Here is a 15,655-nt window from a genome sequence, read left to right on the forward strand (position 1 = left end):
CATTATATTATATCAGATATTATAGGCAACGTTAGAGAAGGTATTAGTTGACTATAAACGCGGAATTATTCCCAAAAATTTTGAGGGAGGGAATCACTTGGAAAAGGTAGATATTTTTAAAGATATTGCAGAACGAACAGGCGGTGATATTTATTTTGGAGTTGTAGGAGCTGTTCGAACAGGGAAATCAACATTCATTAAAAAATTTATGGAACTTGTAGTTATTCCAAATATTGAGAATGAGTCTGACCGTCAAAGAGCGCAGGATGAATTGCCTCAAAGTGCTGCTGGTCGTACAATTATGACGACGGAACCGAAGTTTGTTCCAAACCAAGCGGTTTCTATCGAAGTAGATGAAGGACTTGAAGTGAATATTCGATTAGTAGATTGTGTTGGATATACGGTTCCAGGAGCGAAGGGCTATGAAGATGAGAATGGCCCGCGCATGATTAATACCCCTTGGTATGAAGAACCTATTCCATTCCATGAAGCTGCAGAAATCGGCACGCGTAAAGTAATTCAAGAACATTCAACAATTGGTGTTGTAATTACAACAGATGGAACAATTGGTGAAATTCCAAGAAGAGATTATATAGAGGCAGAAGAACGCGTTGTAAATGAATTGAAAGAAGTAGGAAAACCTTTCATTATGATAATTAATACGGTACAGCCGTATCATCCAGATACAGAGCAATTACGCCAAAGTTTATCAGAAGAATATGATATCCCGGTTATTGCAATGAGTGTGGAGAGTTTAAGAGAAACAGATGTATATAATGTACTTCGTGAAGCGCTATTTGAATTCCCTGTATTAGAAGTGAATGTGAACCTTCCGAGCTGGGTAATGGTGCTAAATGAAGGGCATTGGTTGCGTCAAAGTTATCAAGAAGCAGTTCAAGAAACTGTGAAGGATATAAAACGTCTTCGTGATGTGGATCGGGTTGTTTGGCAGTTTAGTCAATATGAATTTATTGATCGAGCGAGCTTAGCTGGCATTGATATGGGGCAAGGTGTGGCGGAGATTGATTTATATGCGCCAGATGAATTATATGATCAGATTTTAAAAGAAGTAGTAGGGGTAGAAATTCGGGGGAAAGATCATTTATTGAAGCTTATGCTCGATTTATCTCATGCGAAAACAGAATACGACCAAGTCGCAGACGCACTGCGTATGGTTAAGCAAACAGGATATGGTGTAGCAGCGCCTGCGCTAGCAGATATGAGCTTAGATGAGCCAGAAATTATTCGTCACGGTTCAAGGTTTGGTGTGAAGTTAAAAGCGGTAGCGCCATCCATTCATATGATTAAAGTAGATGTAGAGTCAACGTTTGAACCGATCATTGGTACTGAAAAGCAAAGTGAAGAATTAGTTCGTTATTTAATGCAAGATTTTGAAGATGACCCGTTATCAATTTGGAATTCTGATATATTTGGACGTTCGCTTAGCTCAATTGTTCGAGAAGGAATTCAAGCGAAATTATCCTTAATGCCAGAAAACGCTAGATATAAATTAAAAGAAACGCTAGAAAGAATTATTAATGAAGGATCTGGCGGATTAATTGCGATTATACTATAAGAAAAATCCCTCTCATTGTAGAGGGATTTTTTGTTTTTTTTTGATTATAAAATAGAAAAATAAACAGTCATTATCTAATACATTGTTGTAAATTGTCAAGTTTCATCAGATTTTCACATTTTCACAGTAACAATTTCCTTAAAAATATTGAATTATAAAGGAGAATCGTATAATATAGGCGTTGATAATGATTTATCTACATCTTTGTAGTATAGAATTTGTAAAAATTGCCTACAAATGAAAGTAAGACTCATTTTATGATCATTATACAGTCTTATCTTTGGGAGGAGGTGAATGGCATGAACAAGACAGATTTAATCAATGCTGTTGCAGAAGCAAGTTCCCTTTCTAAAAAGGACGCAACAAAAGCAGTAGACGCTGTTTTTGATTCTATCTTAGAAGCTTTAAAACAAGGTGATAAAGTACAACTGATCGGATTCGGTAACTTCGAAGTTCGTGAGCGTGCGGCTCGTAAAGGTCGTAACCCACAAACAGGTGAGGAGATTGAAATCGCTGCAAGTAAAGTACCTGCATTCAAACCTGGTAAAGCGTTAAAAGATGCGGTTAAATAATCCTTACATATTAACAGGGAAGAAGAGTTTCCTTTTTGGGAACTCTTCTTTTTGCTTTTAAAAACATAAATATGCTAGAATGTGTTCGTATCACTTTTAGGTTTTCGGGAGGGCTAGCGGATGGCAAAAGTTAATTTAGAACAAATTGAACATGCAGTACGCCTTATTTTAGAGGCGATTGGGGATGATCCAAATCGTGAGGGAGTACTTGATACACCAAAACGTGTTGCAAAAATGTACGCAGAAGTGTTCTCAGGTATGCATGAAGATCCGAAAGAGCATTTGCATAAAGTATTCGGAGAAGATCACGAAGAGCTTGTACTAGTAAAAGATATACCATTTTATTCGATGTGTGAGCATCATTTAGTTCCATTCTATGGAGTTGCTCACGTTGCATATATTCCGCAAGGTGGAAAGGTGACAGGGTTAAGTAAATTAGCTCGTACTGTAGATACAATTGCACGTCGTCCACAACTGCAAGAACGTATTACATCAACAGTAGCGAACTCTATTATGGAAGTATTAGAGCCTCATGGTGTAATGGTAGTAGTAGAAGCAGAACATATGTGTATGACGATGCGTGGTGTGAAAAAACCAGGTGCGAAAACAGTAACGACAGCAGTGCGTGGTGTGCTTGAAAATGATGCTGCAGCGCGCAGTGAAATTTTATCGTTTATTAAAACGAAGTAAAGAAAAGCGGGAAACTGCTTTTCTTTTTTTTTTTAGTAAATAAATGATATAGTTTTAGCTAGACAGAGTGAGATTAGAAAAATTGCTTACATGAATGGTAGGTGTAGCCAAGTTTTGGTTATAGAAAATAGAGTGTATGTGTTATAATAAGTTTTATGAATTAGAAAACAAGGGTGATTTTTTGTGTGTGACATCTACGGAGGGTATGCGGGTATAAAAGAGAAATTGATGGAGAAATTACGCCATCCTTATTTTATAAACTATATTGAAGAACCATTTATTGATGAAGAAAAGATAGCATTGTTATATGGTGCTTTAAAGAGTGCAAACTTACATATAGAACAAATTGAGCATTACGTAGTAACGATTATGCTTGTGCAAATTGCGCTTGATACGCATGAAAAGGTATCAAATAAAGCAGGCGAGGAAGCGATTGAATCGCATAAATGTCGTCAATTAACAGTACTTGCAGGCGATTACTATAGTGGACTATATTATTATTTATTGTCTATGAATCGTGATATTGTTTTAATTCGTGCACTTGCTGAAGGAATTAAAGAGATAAATGAACACAAAATTATGTTATACCAAAAAGCGCATGAAACGACGGATGACATAATGAAAAGCGTAGTAACGATTGAGTCTGCGCTCCTTCAAAAAACATGTGATCATTTTCATTTATCACATTGGAAGCCATTTATCACATACGTATTAGGTGGAAATCGTCTTCAAAAAGAAATTCAATTGTATGCTGATAAACAACATTCACCTGTTTTTCAAGCGATGCAAGATGCTTTAGGGGATAAAGCAGAAGTAGTGATTAATAGTTGGATGATGGAATTGAGAAAGAAAGAAAAACAATTTTTAGAAAATCACATAGACATTAATGAAATAAATTCTGTGTTAAGGGATAAATAGAAGACATAAGCAATTTTACATTGGAAGAAGGTACGAGCATGCAACAATCAAAAGAAGAAAGAGTACATGACGTATTTGAAAAGATTTCTGATAAATACGATGTGATGAATTCTGTAATTAGTTTTCAAAGACATAAAGCGTGGCGTAAAGAAACGATGCGAATTATGGATGTACAACCAGGCAGTCAAGCGCTTGATGTATGCTGTGGAACCGCAGATTGGACAATTGCGCTAGCTGGAGCGGTAGGTGAACAAGGAAAGGTTGTTGGCTTAGACTTCAGTGAAAATATGTTATCTGTCGGTAAGCAAAAGGTAGAGGCGTTACAATTAAAACAAGTAGAACTTCTACATGGGAATGCAATGGAACTTCCATTTGAAGATAATACGTTTGATTATGTGACGATTGGGTTTGGTTTACGTAACGTACCGGATTATATGCACGTATTAAAAGAAATGACACGTGTAGTAAAACCAGGTGGAAAAGTAATCTGTTTAGAAACATCTCAACCAACAATGATTGGTTTTCGACAAGGGTATATTTTATACTTTAAATATATCATGCCGTTATTTGGAAAGATGTTTGCGAAAAGTTATAAAGAATATTCATGGCTTCAAGAATCTGCTAGTACGTTCCCAGGGATGAAAGAACTGGCTCAAATGTTTGAGCAAGCTGGACTTGAACGTGTGCAAGTAAAACCATTTACTTTTGGGGTAGCAGCGATGCATTTAGGTATTAAACCAGAATCAAAATAGAAAAAAGAAGTTTTAGGTTAAGGTGAACAATATGAAGTTACAACTTATGTACTCTTTTTTACGATCGGATATTAATGTGATAGAAAAAGAATTAAAAAAGACAGTCGCTTCTGAACAGCCATTAGTAGAAGAGGCAGCATTACAGCTTATTGAAGCTGGTGGGAAGCGAATTCGTCCTGTATTTGTGTTGCTTGCAGGGAAATTTGGAGATTATAAGTTAGATGCAATTAAGCATGTTGCTGTTGCGTTAGAACTTATTCATATGGCTTCTCTTGTTCACGATGATGTTATTGATGCTGCATTTTTACGACGCGGCAGTGCGACTGTGAATGCAAAATGGGGAGATCGTATTGCGATGTATACAGGGGACTATCTGTTCGCTAAGTCTCTTGAATGTATAACAAATATCGAAATTCCAGAGGCACATCAAGCGTTATCGCATACTATTTTAGAAGTCTGTAAAGGTGAAATTGAACAAATTAAAGATAAATACAATTATGACCAAAATTTAAGAACGTATTTAAGAAGAATAAAGCGAAAAACAGCATTATTAATTGCCGCGAGTTGTCAATTGGGAGCGATTGCTGCTGGTGCTAATCGTGATACGGTAAATCGTCTATTTTGGTATGGGTATTTTGTAGGAATGTCTTATCAAATTATTGATGACATTTTAGACTTCGTTTCTACAGAAGAGAAACTTGGAAAACCTGCTGGTGGAGATTTACTACAAGGGAATATTACACTTCCTGCTTTATATGCGATGGAAGATCCCGTACTTCGTCAGCAAATCACATCTGTACATGAAAATTCAACAGCAAGTGAAATGCAAGAAATTATTGATGCTGTAAAAAATAGTACAGCAATTGATCAAGCATTTGCGTTTAGTGAACGTTATTTACATAAAGCTTTAGAAATAATAAAACCACTCCCACGTGGACAAGCAAAGTACGCATTACAAAATGTTGCAAAGTATATTGGAAAACGAAAATTTTAATGTTTATTCTAAAAAATAAAATAATCTCTCTATTTCAAAACTATTGCACAATTGTGATAAGGGTGATAATATGTGTGTGGGGATATACAATTACATACATAATTCAGAAGTGGAGAGATTTTTTATGGAAAAAACATTTCTAATGGTAAAACCAGACGGTGTACAACGTGCCTTCATTGGGGAAATTGTAGCTCGTTTTGAGAAAAAAGGCTTTCAATTAGTTGGTGCAAAATTAATGCAAGTCACTCCGGAAATTGCTGGACAACACTACGCTGAGCATAAGGAAAAACCTTTCTTTGGTGAGTTAGTAGACTTTATTACATCTGGACCTGTGTTCGCAATGGTATGGCAAGGTGAAGGTGTAGTAGATACAGCGCGTAACATGATGGGGAAAACAAGACCACATGAAGCAGCTCCTGGAACAATTCGTGGAGATTTCGGTGTAACTGTTGCGAAAAACATTATCCATGGTTCTGATTCTTTAGAAAGCGCAGAGCGCGAGATTGCTATTTTCTTTAAAGAAGAAGAATTAGTTGACTACTCAAAATTAATGAATGAATGGATTTACTAATTATTTCGAAATAATTTGTAAACGCTTTAATCACTGTGATAATAGTAAAAAGTGCAAGAAGAATAGGGGTATTCTTCTTGCACTTTTTTTATTTTCAATTAGTTACGAAGTTTGAGCTGTTATGATATATTGATATTTAAATTAGGCCTATCGGAAATATAGAATAAGAAAATGGTCGATATATGATATAATTTCTTTAATATTTTTAGAATGATAAAAGTTAATATAGTGAGATAAATACATATACGAAAAGAGGAATAACGTATGCGATATATTACAGCTGGTGAATCTCATGGTCCGCAACTTACAACAATTATAGAGGGTGTTCCAGCAGGATTGTCTTTAGTAGCGGATGATATAAACGAAGAGTTAGCTAGAAGGCAAAAGGGGTATGGGCGTGGTAGACGCATGCAAATTGAAACGGATCAAGTGCAAATTTTAAGTGGTGTTAGACATGGAGAAACATTAGGTTCCCCTATTGCACTCATTGTTGAAAATCGTGATTTTGCCCATTGGATAAAAGTTATGGGTGCAGAACCTTTAACGAAACAAGAAGAAAAAGAGATGAAAAGGAAAGTGACAAAACCAAGGCCTGGGCATGCTGATTTAAATGGTGCAATTAAATATGGTCATAGAGATATGAGGAATGTACTGGAACGTTCGTCAGCGCGCGAAACGACGGTGCGTGTTGCTGCTGGTGCGGTTGCTAAAAAGGTGTTAGCAGAACTTGGTATTAAAGTGGCGGGCCATGTAATTGAAATTGGCGGTGTACAAGCTAAGGAGGTTACGTATAGTTCAATTGAAGAATTAAAGAGTATTACAGAAGCATCTCCTGTACGTTGCTTAGATGACGAAGCTGGTAACCAAATGATGAAAGCGATTGATGATGCGAAAGCAAATGGTGATTCAATTGGTGGAATCGTTGAAGTAATTGTGGAAGGAATGCCAATTGGAGTAGGTAGCTACGTGCATTATGATCGAAAACTGGATGCGAAATTAGCAGCTGCAATTATGAGTATTAATGCTTTTAAAGGTGTCGAGATTGGAATTGGTTTTGAAGCAGCGCATAGACCGGGAAGTGAAGTTCATGATGAAATTCTATGGAATGAGGAGCATGGATATACAAAAAGAACAAATAATGCAGGTGGATTGGAAGGTGGTATGACGACTGGAATGCCAATTGTTGTGCGCGGTGTGATGAAACCGATACCTACACTTTATAAACCTCTTCAAAGTGTAGATATTGATACGAAAGAGCCTTTTACAGCGAGCATTGAACGTTCAGATAGTTGTGCAGTACCAGCAGCTAGTGTCGTTGCAGAAGCGGTTGTGGCTTGGGAATTAGCAACAGCTTTAATAGAACAATTCGGATTAGATCGTATGGAACTGATTCGTGAAAATATTGAGAAACATAATGAATATGCGAGGGGATTTTAATGGGAAACATACATATTCAAACGAAATCAAAAGAATATGATGTACATGTTGGTAAAGAAGCGTTGTCACACTTAACAATGATCGTTCAAAATATGCAGCCAGCTGTATCTAACGTAATGATCATTTCAGATGAAGCTGTTGCATCACTACATTTACAGACAGTTATCGATGCATTACAAGTGGAGCAGGACGTGTTTTCGTTTGTTGTACCAAGTGGCGAAAAAGAGAAGTCTTTCGAAAATTTCTATGCGGCTCATACGTCAGCTCTTGAAAATAAATTAGATAGAAATTCTTTAATTCTTGCACTGGGAGGCGGAATGATTGGAGATTTAGCTGGTTTTGTTGCTGCATCGTTTATGCGTGGTATTCGCTTTGTGCAGGTTCCGACGACTTTATTAGCGCACGATAGCGCAGTAGGTGGGAAAGTAGCGATTAATCATCCGTTAGGTAAAAATATGATTGGTGCATTCCATCAGCCAGAAGCAGTTGTATATCATACACCGTTTTTACAGTCTCTTCCTAAAAAAGAGTGGCGTTCAGGTTATGCAGAGGTGATAAAGCATGCTCTTATTGGTGATGTGGAGCTATATCATTGGTTAAAAGAAGAAGTGCAAACATTAGCGGATCTTCGTGATGAGAAGTTAATCCATATATTAACGAAGGCGATTCCTGTAAAGGCAAATGTTGTATCACAAGATGAAACAGAGAAGGGTGTACGTGCCCATTTGAACTTTGGACATACGTTAGGACATGCTCTTGAAAAAGAGCTAGGGTATGGAAATATTACTCACGGTGACGGCGTAGCGGTTGGAATGTTATTCGCCATATTTTTAAGTGAGCAAGTGTACAAGGTTAATCTTGCTTATGAAGATATGAAGCAGTGGTTCTTGAAATACGGCTATCCAAAAATGCCAAGAGATTTGAATGTAGAGCGCCTCGTTCAATTGATGAAACAAGATAAGAAAGCAAATGCAGGAGCAATTCATATGGTGCTTATGCAGGAATATGGGGTAGTGAATGTCGTATCTATTTCAGATGAGACTGTTCATATTGCGTTAGAGGCATTTCAAAAAGATATGGTTTAAAATGATAGCGAAGTGTTGTGAAGTGCTCATTTAGAGGTATTCTCGTAATAGTGACGGTTATGATAAAAGATTACAGTAAGGGGCTATAACTGTATTGTAATCAAATTGAATGAAATGACTGGGGGAAGAAAAATGAGAGTGAAAGAGCAATTGTTAACTTTGAGAGCGTATGTACCTGGGAAAAACATTGAAGAAGTAAAAAGGGAATATGGATTATCGAAAATTGTGAAATTAGCATCGAACGAAAATCCATTCGGTTGCTCAGCGCGTGTGACAGAAGCATTAACTTCTTTAGCGAGCCAATATGCCCTTTATCCAGATGGATATGCCTTTGAACTTCGGACAAAAGTAGCGGAACATTTAGGTGTAAAAGCAGAACAACTACTATTTGGTAGTGGATTAGATGAAGTCATTCAAATGATTAGCCGAGCGTTACTACATGAAGGAACAAACGTTGTAATGGCGAATCCTACGTTTTCACAATATCATCACCATGCTGTTATTGAAGGAGCAGAAGTTCGTGAAGTATCACTTAAAGATGGTATTCACGATTTAGATGCAATGCTAGAGCAAGTAGATGATAAAACGAAAATTGTATGGATTTGTAATCCGAATAATCCGACAGGTACATATGTTGAGAAACAAAAATTACTTTCATTTTTAGAATCGGTTCCTAAGTCGGCTCTCGTTATTATGGACGAAGCATATTATGAATACGCGGAAGCAGAAGACTATCCGCAAACATTACCACTTCTTGAAAAGTATGAAAATCTTATGGTTTTACGCACGTTTTCAAAAGCATATGGTTTAGCTGCTTTTCGTATTGGATATGCGATTGGGGATGCGAAGTTAATCGGACAGCTAGAAGTAGCAAGGTTACCATTCAATACATCAACTGTAGCGCAATCTGTAGCACTCGCTGCATTAGAAGATCAAGCCTTTTTACAAGATTGTGTGAAAAAGAATGCTGAAGGTCTAAATCAGTATTATGCATTTTGTAAAGAATATAACGTATTCTATTATCCATCTCAAACAAATTTCATTTTCTTAAAACTTGGTATACCGGGTAATGAAGCTTTCGAACGATTAATGAAAAAAGGATATATCGTTCGTTCTGGTGCTGCATTTGGTATCGATGATGGTATTCGTATTACTGTCGGTTTGAAAGAAGAAAATGATGAAATTATAGAGTTGCTGAAAGAGCTTGTAAATGAGCAAGTACAGAAAGAAGAAACATATTCTTAAGAGATTGTGAAGGCTCCTATTATAGGAGCCTTTTTTATCGTATTAAAAATAAAGGTTGAAGACTGGTAATTAAGTTGTTCTGTAAATCACGGTTTGTATGGCTTGATAATTAGTGAGAGAAGTTATTTGCACGGTCATAAAAGAAAGCGGTACAATAGAAGATGATGATAAGGTATCGGTGTCATATCCGAACCTTTTGAACAATTACCTACTCTGTAAGAAGAAGCATGCTCATTCTAAAGGTTGCGTTCTAACAGTGAGTTGCTTATGATAAAGTGAAACTTTAATCAGTGGGGGGATGTTTATCCCCCGCTGATTATTAGTTGAACCAATCGGGCTTTTACGGGCAGTTGATCCCCAAACTAATTTCTTTGCCTTAGCTGAATTTTGAGGTGGGGGTCTTACTGCCCGTTAATAGCGGGGTAAATGAACAGAAGAGAATATTTTTTAGAATTAAAGGAGACGTTTATGCAAAAGTTTGAACAAGTTGTTTCATATATTGAAAATGGTGAAGCGGAAAAAGGATTACAATTATTAAAAGAACAATTAAAAATTGCAAATGATGAAGAGAAGTATGATATCGCTCGTTACTATCATACACTTGGATTTACAGATGAGGCATTAGCGATTACTGAAGACTTACGTTTACTGTATCCGGAAGAAAGTGAATTCACTGTATTTTTAGCAGAATTATATATTGATCTAGATAAAGAAGATGAAGCGATTGAAGTACTTCATGATATTCCAGAAAATGACGATTTATATGTTCAATCTTTATTACTTGTTGCAGATTTATTCCAAATGCAAGGTTTTGATGATGTAGCAGAGCAAAAACTATTAAAGGCGAAAGAAATGATGCCTGATGAACCTGTTATTACGTTTGGGTTAGCAGAATTATATAGTAGTAAAGGTGAAGAACAAAAGGCAATTACTTATTATGAATCGCTATTAGCGGAACATAAAGTAATGGGTGGTGTTGTAATCGCACTTCGTCTTGCAGAAACGTTAAGTGCGATTGGAAACTGGGAAGAGGCGATTTCTTATTATGAAGCAGGCCTAGAGGAACAAAAAGATATTCACTCATTATTTGGATATGCCTTCACATTATACCAAGGTGAAGAATATCAGAGAGCAATCGGTGCTTGGCAAGAACTAAAAGAATTAGACCCTGAGTACGCATCACTGTACATGTATTTAGCGAAAAGCTATGAAAAAGAAGGAATGCTTCAAGAAAGCTATGAAACGCTTCATGAAGGAATTAAAGTAGATGAGCTTTCAGTTCCGTTTTATGTAGAGTTAGCGAACATTGCGGCGAAATTAGGAAAAATAGTAGAAGCAGAGGAAGTTCTTCAAAAAGCACTTGAGTTAGATCCAGGGCATTTAGGCGCAACATTAAAATATGCGTATATCTTAAAAGAACAAGAAAAGTACGAAGATTTAATTGCAATTGTAGAGCGTGCTATTGATAGTGGAGAACCAGATACACAACTACTTTGGGACCTTGCGTATGCAAAAAAACAATTAGAAATGTATTCGGATGCATTAAAACACTATGAAAGTGCATATACTTCTTTTAAGAATCATCCAGACTTCTTAGAAGAATACGGTTATTTCTTATTGGAAGAAGGAAAGCGAAAAGAGGCGAAAGAAGTATTTACCCAGTTATTACAACTAGACCCGACACAAATTCATATTGAAGAGTTGTTATATAATTTAGAGGATTTTTCATAAGTTGGAAGGAAACTGAATGCCGCTTCTTGAATCTAAAAAGAAAAGAGAAAGACAGAGGAGGGACTTAATTGCTATGAATACCCCTGTTTCTGTAAACGAGAAGAAGGATTTTGTAAAATGGTTTTTGAATAATTACCAACTGAAACAGCGTGAATGTGTATGGATTCTGAATTATTTAATGAGTCACGACCAATTGATGCATAAAGTCCACTTCGTAGAGCATGCAAAATATTGTCCGCGTGGCTTAGTGATGTCAGCGAATTGTGTGAAAGACACACCGTTTCACTTTTTTAAACAAAATGTTATGACAACAGATGCTGAAAAATCGTTTCATGATATTCGTTTAAATCGAGATGAGGATATTTATATTCAACTCAACTTTAAATCATCGTTTCAAAATGCGAATTATGTAGCTGTATTAGAAGAAAACCCATATCTACCAAAGCATATTGAAGTAAATGAAAAAGATCGTTTACTTGCAGAAAGGTTTTTGGAAGAAAGTGTATTTTCGTTTAGAAGAGAACGCCTTTTGAAACAAATTGATGAAGCGTTAGATAAGCAAGATAAGGAAGCGTTTCATAGATTAACGGCAGAGTTAAAAACTTTATAGAATGTATTTGGATTAATATTTTTACAAATTTCAGACTTTTATCAAGAAAAACTACCTATATTGGGTAGTTTTTCTTTTTTTACCTCTTTTAGTATGGTTTAATATATATAAAGTGAAAGTTCTGTCATTTGTAAATGAAGGGGGGAAGAAATTTGAAATGGATTGTAAAAGATGTGGAACAGTTTGAGCAAGCAAGAGAGTATGTTGATACAGGAGTAATACCGCTTTTATCAATTTCGGCAGCGAAAGAAATAAAAATGGTTGTAGAACAAGGTGAATTTATCGAATTGTTGAGTATGGAATTGGAAAGAGAGTATAAAGGAAGAGTGCTTTTACTGCCTGCTTTTACGTATTTAGTAGAAAGTCAAAAGAATGAAAAAGGTCGTTTGCAAGAATGGACAAATCATTTACGAAGAGAAGGTTTTAAGCATATTGCTTATGTTACAAGTGATTTTTCATGGAAAGAGGATATACAAGAGTTACAGGGAGATTTATTTTGGTTTCCTTCATTAGCATTAGAACAATTTAGTGATCAAGCAAAGAGAGAAGTTATTCATGCACATATAAAAAATATAATGGTGATGTTGGAAGAGAAGTGGGGAAACTCGCAATAAACAGAAAGTTCTTATTATTATGAGTAGTATGATATTGACCTGTGCATGAGCGTATTATATCATGATAGTGTCCTAGTTTTTATTTTTTATATAATTTATCACGAGGGGACAATTTCTGATAGAGGGGGGAAATTTTCGTGAGCGAGAAAGAACATCGCGTGTCAAGAAGACAATTTTTAAATTACACACTCACAGGGGTAGGAGGCTTTATGGCTGCCGGTATTTTAATGCCGATGACGCGATTTGCGCTTGATCCGGTGTTAAGAAAAGAAGCCGGAACAGATATGGTTGCTGTTGCGCAAGTAAAGGATATTACAACAGAGCCGAAGCGTTTCGATTTTAAAGTGAAGCAGGTTGATGGTTGGTACAAGTCTGAAGAACCAAAATCGGCTTGGGTTCATAAAGATGAAAGCGGAGACATTGTTGCGTTCTCTCCAGTATGTAAACATTTAGGATGTACAGTTAACTGGAATTCGGACAAAGCACATCCGAATCAATTCTTTTGCCCATGTCACGGGGGGCGTTATACAAAAGATGGGATGAACATTAAGGGTACGCCACCCCTTGCTCCGCTTGATGTGTACGAGTCTAAAGTGAAAGATGGAACGCTGTATCTAGGAAAAGCAAAGCCAAGAGGGGGTGCAAAGTAGATGTTAAATAAAATTTATGATTGGGTAGATGAAAGATTAGATATTACACCAATATGGCGTGATATCGCTGATCATGAAGTACCTGAACATGTAAACCCGGCACATCACTTTTCTGCATTCGTCTATTGCTTTGGAGGACTTACCTTTTTCGTTACTGTAATTCAAATTTTATCTGGAATGTTTTTGACGATGTATTATGTGCCTGATATTAAAAATGCTTGGGAATCCGTTTACTATTTACAAAATGAAGTTGCTTATGGGCAAATTGTTCGTGGTATGCACCACTGGGGTGCTAGTCTCGTAATTGTAATGATGTTTTTACATACACTCAGAGTTTTCTTCCAAGGTGCGTATAAAAAGCCCCGTGAGTTAAATTGGATTGTTGGTGTTCTTATTTTCTTTGTTATGTTAGGTCTTGGTTTTACCGGATATTTATTACCGTGGGATATGAAAGCTTTATTTGCTACAAAAGTAGGGATTCAAATTGCAGAGCAAACACCGCTCATTGGTCCTTATATTAAAACATTACTCGCTGGTCATTCCGAAATTGTTGGCGCTCAAACATTAACTCGCTTCTTTGCTATTCACGTCTTCTTCTTACCAGCAGCACTTCTAGGTTTAATGGCCTTCCACTTCATCATGATTCGCAAACAAGGTATTTCCGGTCCACTATAAGAGATTGCTAAATTAAAGGGGAAAGAACTAAAGGAGGGAGATTATGCATCGCGGCAAAGGGATGAAGTTTGTAGGAGATTCTCGGGTACCAGTAGCTCGGAAACCAAATATTCCAAAAGACTATTCTGAATACCCAGGGAAAACAGAAGCATTTTGGCCGAACTTCTTGTTAAAAGAATGGATGGTTGGTGCAGTTTTTTTAATCGGTTATTTATGTTTAACAGTGGCGCATCCGTCGCCACTTGAGAGAATGGCGGATCCAACAGATGCTGGATATATACCACTTCCAGATTGGTATTTCTTATTCTTGTATCAGTTATTAAAGTATTCTTATGCTTCCGGTTCATTTACTGTAATTGGAGCGTTTATTATGCCAGGGATTGCGTTTGGTGCATTACTGTTAGCTCCATTTCTTGATCGAGGTCCAGAAAGACGTCCATTGAAGCGTCCTGTAGCAACTGGATTTATGCTTTTAGCAATTGCATCGATTATCTTTTTAACTTGGGAATCTGTAGCACACCACGACTGGGAAGCTGCAAAGAAACAAGGAGCAATTGTAAAAACAGCGCCAGTTGATAAAAATGATGATGGCTATAAATTAATGCAAAAAAATACTTGTTTAACATGTCATGGTGACAACTTACAGGGCGGGGCGGCAGCACCAGCACTGCAAAACTTAACTTTAAAGCCAGAAGAAATTGCTAAAATTGCGAAAGATGGAAAAGGTTCCATGCCTAAAGGTGTATTTAAAGGTACAGATGAGGAACTGAAGAAGCTTTCGGAATTCGTTGCAAAGTATAATAAAAAATAATAAAAAGCTGACTACAAAATTTGTAGTCAGCTTTTCTATTTAGTTGGATGAAGTTTGTTATAATAGAGTAGGATTTAGTGAATGAATTACTTTGCTTGAAAGGTGTTGGACATACAGATTGGTGTACTTGTATGCAATGTTAAGACAACGCTCGGTATTATTATTTTTATTGGTTGTTAACATATTAGGTACAATTTACGGGTTTATATGGTACGGAAATCAATTGAAAGAAACGTCACCTATATTTTGGCCGTTTGTACCAGATAGTCCTATGGCGAGTCTCTTTTTTGTCTTTGTTTTAATTGCTTTTTTGACAAAGAGAAACTGGGGATTAATAGAAGCACTAGCGATTGTTACTTTAATAAAATATGGTATTTGGGCTGTTGTTGTAAATGCGATTATGATTTACGTAAAAGGTTCTATTGGCCTTATGGGCTACATGTTAATGCTTTCGCACTTTGCGATGGCGGTGCAAGGTGTTTTATATGCTCCATTTTACCGTATAAAAAAATGGCATTTTATAGTAGCGGGTGTGTGGACGTTGCATAACGATGCAATTGATTATTTATTTTGGCAAATGCCGCGATATGGAATTATGCATTTGTTTGTAGAGGAAATTGGTTATTTTACGTTTTGGTTAAGCGTTGCTGTACTATGTATTACATATTATTGTTGCTTACGTGAGCACAGGAAACAATTTTCTTTATGATGGTTAGAACATTTA

General features: G+C 36.5%; 17 protein-coding genes. All 17 read left to right on the forward strand.

What is annotated here, in order from left to right; translation table 11 throughout:
- The first annotated feature begins 97 nt into the window (after positions 1-97).
- The 17 genes from spoIVA to ASE54_RS01220 all read left to right on the forward strand — a co-directional run bounded on the left by spoIVA (position 98) and on the right by ASE54_RS01220 (position 15,640).
- Positions 98-1,576 (forward strand): stage IV sporulation protein A, encoded by a 1,479-nt coding sequence (gene spoIVA / locus ASE54_RS01140; RefSeq protein WP_000416521.1) that lies wholly within the window; start codon positions 98-100, stop codon positions 1,574-1,576.
- Between the two features lie 299 nt (positions 1,577-1,875).
- The gene (locus ASE54_RS01145) at positions 1,876-2,148 is read left to right on the forward strand and encodes an HU family DNA-binding protein (RefSeq protein WP_001043860.1); all 273 of its coding nucleotides are present in this window, start codon (positions 1,876-1,878) and stop codon (positions 2,146-2,148) included.
- Between the two features lie 120 nt (positions 2,149-2,268).
- Entirely contained in the window at positions 2,269-2,838 is a 570-nt protein-coding gene (gene folE / locus ASE54_RS01150) for a GTP cyclohydrolase I FolE (protein ID WP_001151482.1), read from the forward strand.
- A gap of 183 nt (positions 2,839-3,021) precedes the next feature.
- A complete protein-coding gene (locus ASE54_RS01155; RefSeq protein WP_000332840.1) occupies positions 3,022-3,756 on the forward strand; it encodes a heptaprenyl diphosphate synthase component 1 in 735 nt (244 codons plus the stop codon).
- A 38-nt stretch (positions 3,757-3,794) separates the two neighbouring features.
- Positions 3,795-4,508 (forward strand): 2-heptaprenyl-1,4-naphthoquinone methyltransferase, encoded by a 714-nt coding sequence (menG, locus tag ASE54_RS01160; RefSeq protein WP_001187674.1) that lies wholly within the window; start codon positions 3,795-3,797, stop codon positions 4,506-4,508.
- Positions 4,509-4,539: 31 nt separating this feature from the next.
- Complete coding sequence (gene hepT, locus ASE54_RS01165; protein ID WP_000776080.1) at positions 4,540-5,502, forward strand: heptaprenyl diphosphate synthase component II; 963 nt, start codon at positions 4,540-4,542, stop codon at positions 5,500-5,502.
- Positions 5,503-5,626: 124 nt separating this feature from the next.
- Positions 5,627-6,073, forward strand: coding sequence for a nucleoside-diphosphate kinase (ndk, locus tag ASE54_RS01170; RefSeq protein WP_000415883.1), 447 nt, complete (start codon positions 5,627-5,629; stop codon positions 6,071-6,073).
- Positions 6,074-6,337: 264 nt separating this feature from the next.
- Positions 6,338-7,510 (forward strand): chorismate synthase, encoded by a 1,173-nt coding sequence (gene aroC / locus ASE54_RS01175; protein ID WP_001269376.1) that lies wholly within the window; start codon positions 6,338-6,340, stop codon positions 7,508-7,510.
- Positions 7,510-8,595, forward strand: coding sequence for a 3-dehydroquinate synthase (gene aroB, locus ASE54_RS01180; protein ID WP_000526805.1), 1,086 nt, complete (start codon positions 7,510-7,512; stop codon positions 8,593-8,595). The genes aroC and aroB overlap by 1 nt, the downstream gene beginning before the upstream one ends.
- A 132-nt stretch (positions 8,596-8,727) precedes the next feature.
- On the forward strand, positions 8,728-9,840 hold the full coding sequence (hisC, locus tag ASE54_RS01185) for a histidinol-phosphate transaminase (protein WP_001264022.1): 1,113 nt from the start codon (positions 8,728-8,730) through the stop codon (positions 9,838-9,840).
- Between the two features lie 468 nt (positions 9,841-10,308).
- Positions 10,309-11,571 (forward strand): tetratricopeptide repeat protein, encoded by a 1,263-nt coding sequence (locus ASE54_RS01190; protein WP_001168695.1) that lies wholly within the window; start codon positions 10,309-10,311, stop codon positions 11,569-11,571.
- A gap of 73 nt (positions 11,572-11,644) precedes the next feature.
- A complete protein-coding gene (locus ASE54_RS01195) occupies positions 11,645-12,181 on the forward strand; it encodes a ReoY family proteolytic degradation factor (protein WP_001095925.1) in 537 nt (178 codons plus the stop codon).
- A gap of 134 nt (positions 12,182-12,315) precedes the next feature.
- Positions 12,316-12,795: a YpiF family protein gene (locus ASE54_RS01200; protein ID WP_003258820.1), complete on the forward strand. Its 480-nt coding sequence runs from the start codon at positions 12,316-12,318 to the stop codon at positions 12,793-12,795.
- Between the two features lie 137 nt (positions 12,796-12,932).
- The gene (qcrA, locus tag ASE54_RS01205; RefSeq protein ID WP_001290420.1) at positions 12,933-13,445 is read left to right on the forward strand and encodes a menaquinol-cytochrome c reductase iron-sulfur subunit; all 513 of its coding nucleotides are present in this window, start codon (positions 12,933-12,935) and stop codon (positions 13,443-13,445) included.
- Positions 13,446-14,120, forward strand: a complete 675-nt coding sequence (gene qcrB, locus ASE54_RS01210) for a menaquinol-cytochrome c reductase cytochrome b subunit (RefSeq protein ID WP_000932700.1) — start codon at positions 13,446-13,448, stop codon at positions 14,118-14,120.
- A gap of 43 nt (positions 14,121-14,163) precedes the next feature.
- Positions 14,164-14,931 (forward strand): menaquinol-cytochrome c reductase cytochrome b/c subunit, encoded by a 768-nt coding sequence (gene qcrC / locus ASE54_RS01215; RefSeq protein ID WP_000554601.1) that lies wholly within the window; start codon positions 14,164-14,166, stop codon positions 14,929-14,931.
- Positions 14,932-15,049: 118 nt separating this feature from the next.
- Entirely contained in the window at positions 15,050-15,640 is a 591-nt protein-coding gene (locus tag ASE54_RS01220; RefSeq protein ID WP_000262840.1) for a DUF1405 domain-containing protein, read from the forward strand.
- Positions 15,641-15,655: the final 15 nt, after the last annotated feature.

The organism is Bacillus sp. Root131, from assembly GCF_001429475.1.
Classification (GTDB): Bacteria; Bacillota; Bacilli; order Bacillales; family Bacillaceae_G; genus Bacillus_A; species Bacillus_A thuringiensis_S.

Coding starts and splice junctions, on each gene's coding strand:
- aroB (WP_000526805.1), top strand. CDS start 7,510: ATGGGAAACATACATATTCAAACGAAATCAAAAGAATATGATGTACAT.
- qcrC (WP_000554601.1), top strand. CDS start 14,164: ATGCATCGCGGCAAAGGGATGAAGTTTGTAGGAGATTCTCGGGTACCA.
- ASE54_RS01200 (WP_003258820.1), top strand. CDS start 12,316: ATGAAGGGGGGAAGAAATTTGAAATGGATTGTAAAAGATGTGGAACAG.
- hepT (WP_000776080.1), top strand. CDS start 4,540: ATGAAGTTACAACTTATGTACTCTTTTTTACGATCGGATATTAATGTG.
- ASE54_RS01195 (WP_001095925.1), top strand. CDS start 11,645: ATGAATACCCCTGTTTCTGTAAACGAGAAGAAGGATTTTGTAAAATGG.
- ASE54_RS01145 (WP_001043860.1), top strand. CDS start 1,876: ATGAACAAGACAGATTTAATCAATGCTGTTGCAGAAGCAAGTTCCCTT.
- hisC (WP_001264022.1), top strand. CDS start 8,728: ATGAGAGTGAAAGAGCAATTGTTAACTTTGAGAGCGTATGTACCTGGG.
- folE (WP_001151482.1), top strand. CDS start 2,269: ATGGCAAAAGTTAATTTAGAACAAATTGAACATGCAGTACGCCTTATT.
- qcrB (WP_000932700.1), top strand. CDS start 13,446: ATGTTAAATAAAATTTATGATTGGGTAGATGAAAGATTAGATATTACA.
- ndk (WP_000415883.1), top strand. CDS start 5,627: ATGGAAAAAACATTTCTAATGGTAAAACCAGACGGTGTACAACGTGCC.
- menG (WP_001187674.1), top strand. CDS start 3,795: ATGCAACAATCAAAAGAAGAAAGAGTACATGACGTATTTGAAAAGATT.
- aroC (WP_001269376.1), top strand. CDS start 6,338: ATGCGATATATTACAGCTGGTGAATCTCATGGTCCGCAACTTACAACA.
- ASE54_RS01190 (WP_001168695.1), top strand. CDS start 10,309: ATGCAAAAGTTTGAACAAGTTGTTTCATATATTGAAAATGGTGAAGCG.